The following is a 10,444-nucleotide window of genomic DNA, read 5'->3' as shown; positions in this document are numbered from 1 at the left end:
ATACCACCCAGCAGGTTGATGCCGGTCAGGATACGGTCAAAGGCGCGGTCATAGTAGATACCGGCATAGGCCGTCTGGAGTGTGTTATCCCAGTTTCGGTTGCCCTGATTGACTCTACCCACGGAGTAACCGGCATAAACACCGCCCAGTCCGTTGTCTTCAAAGGCCCGGTCATAACCGATGGTGAAGGCACCCATGAAATGGGAGTAGGCCCGTCCGGTGGTGCTGGCTTGACCAAACCCGCTGGCATCAAACCAGAAGTCCTGGATGAGGCCGTTGTCCTGATAGAGGAACTGGCGGTTTTTCAGTTCACGTGTGTAGATCTCCTGTTGCAGGTAGCGGATCAGGTCGTCTGTCATGCGGACACTTGAGGCTCTGAAGAAGCCATCGGAGTCGATGGAGACAACCTTGAGCTGGTATGGTGCGATCTGGTTGACCGTCAGGGACTGGCCCTGACCCAGAACGGTTAGTTCATGCGGATCAGCATCCACTGTAAAGGCTGCATCAAACTCGCGGCCTATAATCAGCGTGTTGTCCATTCCGAAGCCACCGAACCCGTCTAAGAAGGCGATGCGGCCTTGTGTGACAGGACCACCATTCCCGCCAGTCATCAACACAGTGTTGTAATTGCCTTCCATTAAGATGGCAGCGCTGTCCGGAGCCAAATCAGCGCGGATTGTGCCACTTGTTTCCAGAGTGTTGCGATCGCCAATCATACGAACACCAAACGAGCGTTGAGTTGCATCCCTAGAGGTGGCAATTACGACGCCGCGGTTTAACACGTTCGCTCTACCGGCGACAGTGAGAATACCGTGGGCTGTGCTACCACCTGAAGCAAAGATCTCAGCTCCATTCTGCACTTCGACGGACGAATGGTCGCCTGTTGCCAAGCTGTATATGCCTAAGGCATCATCCCCTGCAAAGACGCTGATGCGGCTGTTGAGTTCGACGACCGCAGTGTTTCTGCTGCCAACAAGGATGTTTGGCAGTTGCGAGATACCGATAGCGGTGTCTTCTGCCTCAACATTGATGAAGGAGCCTTGTCCCACAGTAACCCTGTTGTTTGCGGAACGCTGACGAATACCCGTTGCATCAATTCCACCTTTAGCGCGGATATGAGAAGCGCCACCCAATATTGTACGAGCACCGGCACCATGTTGTTCGATACCAACCGCGTTGAGTAAGGCATAAGCGGAGATATTCGTGTTAAATCCGAAGTCGGCGTCACTCTGACCAGCGAGAGAGAATTGGAATACGCCATGAGCATCTAACAGTGCCTCTGACCATATGCTGGTATTTGGTCCCATCCAGATGGAGTTATCGCCGACGCCATTGAGTTGCTTAATACCAATCGCCGCTAACCCAGCAGTAACGTCGATGCGTTGACCGGCTCCGATCATGACGGAGTTATCTCCGGCAATATTGAGCTGATCAATTCCAATAGCCGCTCCTAATGCGTTAACGACTATAGGATCGTTTGGTCCGAGCACGATGGAGTTATTGCCGGCACCATTTACTTGTGCAAGTCCAACGCCCAGACCACCCGCGTTTACGGTAACGTGTGCATTTTCTCCGAGGTGGAGATTGTTATCACCATTGAGGTTTGTCTGAAGGGCACCAATGCCGATCAAGCCAGCATTAACTTCAATGATCTCACCTATGCCGATCGCGGCCGAGTTATCGCCGTGGACGTTTGTTTGAAGTATACCAGTGGCGTCTAGAAGTGCGGTGACGGTTAGGGGATCATTTTCTCCGATTTCGATGGAGTTATTTCCGTTAACATTCCCCTGCCAAATTCCAACGGCAATGCCTCCTGCGTCAACCGTAATGTTCCCATTTTCACCGATTACGAGAGTGTTATCACCCCAAACATTTGTTTGCAGTATGCCAGTGGCCGCTCCGAGGGCGGTAACGGTCAGTTTGCCATTTGGTCCGATATCGAGAGTGTTGTCGCCCTCAACATTTGCCTGCCATATTCCAACGGCGACTAACCCGGCGTGGACGGTCATTTCCTGATTTGCACCGATCCAGGCAGAGTTATCGCCAGTTCCATTTGTCTGAAGTATTCCATTGGCGTCGAGGATCGCAGTAACAGTCAGAGGATCATTGTCAGCGACATTGATAGAGTTATGGCCGTTGAGATTTGCCTGCCAAATTCCAGTGCCAATCCCCCCTGCGTTAACAGTCAAGGTCCCATTTTCACCGATAACGAGAGTGTTATCACCCCAGACATTTGTCTGAAGTATGCCAGTGGCTGCTAACCCAGCCTCAACGGTCAAGGTTCCGTTAGGCCCGATCTCGAGAAAGTTATCGCCTTCGAAATTGTTCTGATCTAGCCCGATACCCACTAGCGCAGCGGTAACGGTCATCTCCTGATTCGCGCCGACCCAGATTGAGTTCTCGCCGAGGAGATTTGTCTGTGCAATTCCAGTGGCTGCTCCACCTGCGGTAACGGTCAAGGGATCATTGTCCGCGATGTCGATAGAGTTGTTGCCGGCTGCATTTGTCTGAAGGATTCCGGTGGCCGCTCCAAATGCGGTAACCGTCAAGTCGCCATCTGCACCAACGGAGAGTGTGTTGTCGCCCTCGAGATTTGCCTGCCAAATTCCAATAGCGAAGCCACCCGCCTCCACGGTCAAAGTGCCATTTGGTCCAATCTCGAGAAAGTTATCTCCTTCAACATTCCCCTGGAATATTCCAATGGCCGCCAACCCGGCAGTCACGGTCATTTCCTCGCCTTCGCCGATCCAGATAGAGTTATCGCCGAACTCATTCTCCTGATAGATTCCGGTGGCATCGAGAAGTGCAGTGACTGTCAGGGGATCATTTTCTCCGATCTCGATGGAGTTATTACCGAGTTCATTTGTCTGCGCTATCCCAAAGGCGTCCCAGCCGGCTTGAACGGTCAAGTCACCATTTGCGCCAATTACGAGAGTGTTATCGCCAGCAAGATTTTCCTGTAGTATTCCGATAGATTGATTAAATGCTATAACCGTCAGGCTACCATCTGGGCCGATATCGAGGATGTTGTCGCCGTTGACATTGAACTGTGATATTCCAACGGCTTGTAATCCGGCCTCAACGGTGATCACCTCATCCGCGCCTACCAAGATGGAGTTCTCGCCGAAGACATTTATCTGGTCTATTCCAGTAGCATCGAAGCCTGCAATAACGGTCAGTGGGTCATTATCGCCGATCTCGATCGTATTATCGCCTTGCTCAGTGATTTGCCCAATCCCAAGGGCTTCGAACACAGCGGTAACGTTCAAGGTTCCATTTTCTCCGACCACGAGTGTGTTCCCGCCGAAGACATTTTCCTGAACTATGCCAAAGGCCGCTCCCAAGGCGTCAACCTCTAAGAACCCATCAGGTCCAAATTCGAGAGTGTTCTCACCTTCGAAACTGTACTGTGTTAGTCCAGAGGCGGCTCCTGCCGCAACAACGACTATGTCCGTGTTTGGTCCGGTTATGAGAGAGTTGGTACCGCTGAGAGTAAATTGTTGGGCTCCGACAGCCACCCCCCCCGCGCTAAGGGTCAGGGTCCCATCTTCTCCGAAATCCAGGAAGTTATCGCCTACTCCATTTTCTTGATTTATTCCGGTGGCGGCTACAGTCGCGCCAACGGATACAATCCCGTTCAGTCCGAGAGAAATAGTGTTATAACCTAGCTCATTATCTTGATCTATTCCTACAGCCGAGGCAAGTAAGGTCCCGGTAGAGGATAACTGCCCATCAGTGCCGAACTCCACAGTGTTGTCGCCTGAGAAGGTGTCTTGTATGATACCACCGGCAAATATGCTACTGGAGCTTGCGGAAATGAAAGCATCTTCAAGAAAAACTGTATTATCGCCTGTACCCAGACCAGCGCTGAATTGTCTCACCGCTACGTGACTGGTAAATAGTCCACCCCCACTTGCGGAAACATCCCCCCCTGCGTGTACATTGAGAATGTTATAATTCGCTCCATTTTGATTGATGGTGGTAATGGAGAGGAGATTCGAACTTGCAGAAACCGGACCATTAAGGGTGATTTCACTATTAAAGCCATTGGCATTGATGGCGCTAGGGAAAATCGCATTAACAGTGATGCTTCCCGTATCAGTGACAGTTACCGTGTCGTCTGCTCCGAGAATAACCGGGACCGCCTGTGGGGCGTTTACAATAATTTGAGCGCTGGCGATGCTTGCGGTGCCCGCCAGAGCCGTCGCTGCCAATAGATTGATGATTAGTCTGCGTCTGCCGCTGGGGCAGCTCTTGGGAGTCGTCGACTTTATAAACATCGAATTTCACCTAGATTTGACACTGATATGGTATTCGAGTTGATGATTCCTATTTACATTAGTATTAACCATATAAATACCCGCAATGTAATATTTTTTACTATAGTTGCATTGAAGTAACTTAGTATAAATGACATTGCCTCTAGTAATAGTAAAAAATAACGATGATAATATTTACTTTGGCGGGCTATATACTTCTGATTTCTTGCGTATTTTGTTTGTTTTGGATTGGCGATAACCCTTTTAACCCTGCAACTGATGCCCGTGTTCAGGTGCAGAACTGGCTGCAATCTTCATTTTCGCGCTTAGGCTAATCGATTTTTTTTTCACAACTTCAGAATGAGGAAATCTCGGTGTCGCCCAGATTGTGTGGGGGTGAATTCCTGCAATTGCACGCATTGCCGTATGGAGCGGAGGTTCAGCTCTACCTATTGATTCTATGAGGTAAAGACGCGTACAGCAGGTGCTGCGGCATGGGCTCCACCCAAACCACAGTGGTCTATCAGCCTGCTACCATGACTGTTTTTGGTCTAGGTGGTTTTGCCATGCTCATGCCCGACGATCTTGCGCTAGAACAACACCGAGAACCCTGCGTTGATGCTGCCGAAGACGGCGTCGATGGAGTCGTAGGCACCTTCTACACCGAAGTCCAGTGTGGCCCGGTCGGTGACCTCGTAGGCAACGTCAGCACCGACGAACGGACGGACACCACCATCATTCAGATTTTCATTGTAGGGAACATCAAAGCCCATGACACTGGCGTCGATGTCGTCGCCCCAGTTTCCGTAGATGTCTAAACCTGCACGTAGTGTGGTGTTCCAGTAGTTGGAATCCTGGTTGAGTGCGTTGAAGCCGATACCTGCTAATTGCAGCCTGACGTTGATCTGCTGGTGGTTCCGGCTGTCCAGACGCAGGCCATTGACCCCGCTTTCGCTATAACTGTCCTGATGGAACAGGGAGTATCGTACGCCGGCAGATGGTACGATGAGGTACTGCCTCCAAGGCACCTCGTAACCGATGGTCAGCTCTGGCGAGATCAGGAAGCCAACACCGTTGTCGTCTCCTTTGACAACGCCGCCGGGGGCGGTGTTATCAAGATACGTGCGAGAGACATCATCCCAGTTGATACCACCCAGCAGGTTGATACCGGTCAGGATACGGTTGAAGACGCGGTCGTAGTAGATACCCGCATAGGCTGTCTGCAAAGTGTTGTCCCAGTTGCGATTACCCGCATTAACGGCCCCGATGGAATAGCCGGCATAAATGCCGCCCAGTGCATTATCCTCAAACGCTCTGTCATAGCCGATGGTGAAGGCGCCGAGGAAGTGGGAGTAGGCCCGTCCGGTCGTGCTGGCCTGACCAAAACCACTGGCATCAAACCAGAAGTCCTGAATGAGCCCGTTGTCCTGATAGAGGAACTGACGGTTCTTCAACTCGCGGGTATAAATCTCCTGTTGCAGATAGCGGATCAGATCATCCGTCATGCGCACGCTTGAGGCTCTGAAGAAGCCGTCAGAATCCAAGGTCACAACCTTGACCTGGTATGGCGCAATCTGGTTGACCGCCAGTGGCTGCCCCTGACCTAACACCGTCAGCTCATGCGGATCAGCGTCAATTGTAAAGGCAGCATCAAAGCCGCTGCCGATGGTCAGGGTATTGTCGGTTCCGAACGTGCCTGCCCCATCGCCAAAGGTGATCTGGCCCTGAATGACGGGATAGGCGAGCAGGGATAAGCTGTTGTGATTGCCATTCATCATAATGGCGTGGCTGTCCGGTGCCAGATCGGCGAACACACTGCCGTAGTTCACAAAATTGTTGTGGTCGCCAATCATCTGCACGCCGAATGACTGTGTGGTGGCATTGGTTGAGGTGGCTATAATTCTGCCGCTGCTGAGCAGTTCAGAATTGTCAGCGTTCACAAAAACGCCTTGGGCCAGATCACCAGACGCGTAAATCTCTGCGCCTTGCTCCACAGTAATGAACGCCGAGCCAATTGATGCAGAGCTAGAAATTCCTCGGGCAGTTGTAGCGGCCTTAACGTTGATACGACTGTTGGCACCGATGGTCGCTCTGTTACTTCCTGAAACCGAGCCTTGATCAACGGCGAAGCCAAGACCAGTTTCCGAAACCACATGCACTGTGGAGTTTGCGCCGATGGTCAGGTTGTTCTGGCTAGCTCTTTGAAATACGGCCCGTGCTGCTGTCACCCCAGAGATATTCATCATGGAGCCCGAGCCAATAGATAAGCTTGCAGCTCCATCCGTAGTACCTTGGAAGATACCTGCGACCTCGGCTATTGAACTCGTGACATCAATCCATGCACCGCGCCCTATTGTGAGTGTTACGTCTTCGCTCCCGAACGTGGACTGGCGTATGCCTGTAACAGAAAAAGACCCGTCAACGATGATTGATCCGTTTTCCCCGATCTGGATTGCGTTTGCGCCTGTATTGGTACTTTGGTCGATGCCGAAGGTGAATATCCCTCCGCTTACAACCTCTAGCTTCCCATGATCTCCGATCTCGAGAATATTATCGCCATCGATATTTGTCTGATCTATTCCAGTGCCGTCTAAGCCAGCCGTAACAGAAATGCGCTCACCCGCTCCAATCCAGATAGAGTTCGTACCGAGATCGGTGACCTGCTCTATTCCGATGGCAACTCCCCCCGCCGTGACAGTCAAGGGATCATTTGCTCCGATCAGGAGAGTGTTGTTGCCGATGTTAGTTTGCTGCACAATTCCAAAGGCGTCTTCTCCGGCGGTAACAGTCAAAATTCCATTTTCCCCGATCAGGAGAGTGTTATCGCCATTTCTATTGAGTTGCCTAATCCCGCGGGCCTCTCCTCCCGCCTCAACGGTCAAGCTTCCATTTGCTTCGATCTCGAGAAGGTTATCGCCTTCCGTAGCGCTCTGCGCTAATCCAGTTGCCACCAATCCTTCCGTGGTAACGGTGAAGGTGCCATTTTCTCCGATCAGAAGAGTGTTATCGCCTTCTTCTCTAGCGCTCTGCCCAATTCCAAAAACCGTGATCCCTGCGGAAACAGTCCAGGTCCCATTTGCTCCGATCTCGAGGGTGTTATCACCTACGAAAAGTGACTGATTTACTGCATTTGCTGATCCTGCTGAGGTAATGGATATGTGCCCTCCTGCTCCGATCAACATAGAGTTACTGCCCGCATTGGTGAGCTGAGTTATTCCAGCGCCGCCTTGCCCTGTAATGGTCAGACTTCCATTTTCTCCGATCTGGATCGTGTTGTCGCTATTGAAGTTTCTTTGAAATAATCCAAAGGCGCCTAATTCTGAGGTAACACTCAAAGTCCCGTTTGGCCCGATCTCGAGAGTGCTATCGCCATCGAGTGATTGCTGGAAAATCCCGTTGGCGGTCCCACCGGCATCAACGGTCATTTCCAGATCCGTGCCGAGCCAGGTCGAATTATCACCTGTTTCGGTGATCTGATTGATACCAAAGGCGTCTTCTACTGCGGAAATACTCAGGTTCCCGTGGTCTCCGATCTCAATGGAATTACTGCCGTTGACATTTTCCTGCGATAAGCCACGGGCAAAATCGCCGGCGTCAATTGTCATTTTCAGACCTTGTCCGATCCAGACAGAATTATCGCCATCAAAGTTGAATTGCCCCACTCCAACACCAAAACCACCTGCGGTAATGGATATCTCCTCGTCCACCCCGATCCAGACAGAGTTATCACCCAAGGTATTTATCTGAGTTATTGCTATGGCGTTCGCGTCCGCGATGATGGTCATCGGATCGCCGTCGCCAATTTCAATGGAGTTATTGCCTTCGGTAGTTATCTGGAACAGTAGCTCTACGAGGCCAATGCCGTCTCCATTGGTGGTAATCGTCAGGTTTGCATTTTCTCCAATGCGAAGAGTGTTATCGCCCAAGGTATTTGACTGACGTACTCCAGTCGCGCTGGAATCAAGCGAAGTTATACTCAGAGTTCCATTTGGTCCGATATCAAGTGTATTATCGCCATTGCTGGTTTCTTGAATTATTCCCCAGCCAAACCTTCCAACATCAATGGATAGGTCCCAGTTTTCTCCGGCCTCCACAGTGTTATCGCCATCGATATTCGTCTGGATTATTCCGTTCGCATCTATATCCGAGGTAATGGTGATAGATCCGTCTGCACCAAGCTTGATGATGTTCGTGCCTGTATCAGCCTCCTGCTCTATTCCAAGGGCAATGTCGCCTGCGATTATGTTTATGTGGCTGTTGTCGTGGATGAGGGCGCTGTTGCCATCGTTGGAGACGAAGGCTGACCCTTGTAGTAGACCATTCGCACGGCTATTAGCCTGCACGTGAATAGTGGAGTTCTCCCCCAAAACAAAACTGTTGTCCTGAGAGTCCTGAATAACACCAATGGCACGGTTTGATAAAGAAATATTGAGGGTGGTGTCGTTGCCAAACGTTGTGCTTACGAAACCCGACGAGGTTCGTTGAGAGACCCCAGTTACAGTAAGATTGCCGGTTGCTTCAATTCGCGTGTTGTCGCCGAATACATTTGTGATATCACCACTATCACCCACACGCTGATTTATTGCGGCGGTAACATTATTGCCTTCAGCGGTTATCTGGTTGCCTGAGCCAAATGTGTTGTTGATGTCACCTTGGATGGTAAACTGGTCTATTCCATAGGCTACTGGTCCGTCTCCTTGGGCAGATATTTGCGCGTTTGATCCGACGTCAAGCGTGTTATTGCCTACATCGGTGGATTGGTCTATCGCCCTAACGCTACTAGAATTGGATATGGCGGAGATAGTCGCGTTTTCTAATGTAATGGTATTGTCGCTGTCGGTACTGGTTTGAACAATGCCTCTTGTGGTGGAATCTCCAGTCGCAGTAATGCTCACGCCTTCGTACAAAGTGATGTTTGAAGAGCCGTTGTTCGCTTCGCTATAAATGCCTGTCGCTTCGTCCCCTGCGGTCACGCTGATCGAGCTGTTGGCATGGAGGACACTGGTGCTATCAGTTCCAGGGAAAAAGACGTCGAATTGCTCGACTCCGACCCCATCGCCCGTTGCTGTAACGGTAATTGTAGAGCGTTCTCCTAGTTCGAAACTGTTGTCGAATGATAATTGTGACACGCCTTCTGCTATGGCGTTTCCCGAACTGGTGATATGTACATCCGACCCAAGTATAGCACTGGCAGACCCGGAGGTTGTGATCTGCGAGATAGCGGTCGACACAAGGAAAATCGCACTTGTGCTTCTGACATCAATGCGGGCATCCCCTTCAAACACGACTGTTGCATCACCACCAAAACTGACGGTTTGGCCGATTCCGGTGCTATTACCTGACGATTCAACCTCTATATGGGTGCCCGTCCCAAATGTGGCGGTTGTGCTATTACCCTGACTGAATTGTACAATGCCTGCGGCCCCGTCTATTCCTCCGGAAACAGACACTTCGCCGTTGGCTCCAAATCGAACGGTGGTCGATTGCGCATTGCTACGCTGTGCAATTCCAACGGCAACCGATGCATTTGGTGCTGTTACGGTAATTTGGGCGTTCTCCAGATCAACCATATGCGTTGCGTCCGGATGGTCCTGGAACACGCCTCTTGCAAATTGTGCCGCTCCAACATCAGTGGCGGTAATGTCGCCGCCCTGACGCACAATAAGCGTGTTGCTCGTATCCCCGTTCTGAAAGATAACATTCAAACTATCGACATTGCCCGGTGAGTTGATCGTTCCTGAAACCGGCCCATTGAGCGTGATTTCACTGTTAAAGCCATTGGAGCTGATAGCAAAGAAGCCGGGATTAACATCTATGCTGCCGGTGTCCGTGACAAGCACTGTCCCGTCCGCTAACAAAGTGACCGGCGTATTTTGTGGGGCGTTGATCACAATTTGAGCAACGGCACTGCCCGAGAATGAGACTGCGATGATTGTGCTGGCGAGCAAGCCTGCGGTGAATGGAGCAATCCTGCGATAATTCGGTCTTTTGCGCATCAAACACCACCTAGGTTCAACGTCTAAGAAAGCATTGCCATTGATAGATTCTGTTTATCCGAGTACCTGCGAGATCTATATCCATGAAATACAGCTTGGCTAATGCTTCATGGATGAAGTTATGATGTAGAAAATACTATGATTTTCCGACTTATACATGGTGGTTGGTGGTGTTGGTCAGTTTTTACT

Annotated in this window: 2 protein-coding genes; both read right to left on the bottom strand. The window is 50.8% G+C overall.

The features are described from left to right. Positions 1–4,280 (bottom strand): beta strand repeat-containing protein (locus tag IE076_RS17040; RefSeq protein WP_189437979.1); only part of this gene is annotated, 4,280 nt, incomplete at its 3' end. A gap of 569 nt (positions 4,281–4,849) precedes the next feature. Continuing rightward, the gene (locus IE076_RS17035) at positions 4,850–10,255 is read right to left on the bottom strand and encodes an autotransporter outer membrane beta-barrel domain-containing protein (RefSeq protein ID WP_189437978.1); all 5,406 of its coding nucleotides are present in this window, start codon (positions 10,253–10,255) and stop codon (positions 4,850–4,852) included. Positions 10,256–10,444: the final 189 nt, after the last annotated feature.

This window comes from Pseudovibrio japonicus (assembly GCF_014651595.1).
Taxonomy (GTDB): Bacteria; Pseudomonadota; Alphaproteobacteria; order Rhizobiales; family Stappiaceae; genus Pseudovibrio; species Pseudovibrio japonicus.
Note: the sequence above shows the minus strand (reverse complement) of the source record. Positions and strands in the feature narration are given on the sequence as shown.